Source organism: Ferrovum myxofaciens (genome assembly GCF_000735045.1).
In the GTDB taxonomy this organism is placed as follows: Bacteria; Pseudomonadota; Gammaproteobacteria; order Burkholderiales; family Ferrovaceae; genus Ferrovum; species Ferrovum myxofaciens.
The window spans coordinates 1-348 of record NZ_JPOQ01000532.1 but is presented as its reverse complement, the minus strand read 5'-3'; the positions used below and the strand labels follow the sequence as shown (position 1 = coordinate 348).

Annotated in this window: 1 pseudogene; it reads right to left on the bottom strand. The window is 54.9% G+C overall.

Annotated elements, in window-relative coordinates:
• Positions 1-297, bottom strand: a pseudogene (locus IV91_RS18775) (transposase); the annotation flags it as partial.
• Positions 298-348 lie beyond the last annotated feature (51 nt).

Below are 348 nucleotides of genomic sequence, written 5' to 3'. Positions count from 1 at the left end.
GCGACGCAATTGTTCGACGAACATTCCGGGTGCTCTGACTTTCACGCTCTTGCCATAATTCTTCTGGAAGGCGAGGTAAGACAGGGTTTCGGACTGGATGACATTTCCCAGTCCGAGAATCTGGTTTGCAAGCTCGCCGTGGGCGCGTTTGCGCTCAGCCGCCAGCTTGCGCTCCACTTCCGCATACTCAGTGCGGATTGCTGTATAGCGTTTGCTTGGTGCGAACTTCTGGCCTTTTTTCCATGTGCCGTTCGCGTTAAAACAATGAGGGTTCGTGGCTCGCTTAGACCTGTCCATGGCACGTTGCAAGCGGCGGGTTTCTTTCCATGGCTGAACCACGGTGTCGCA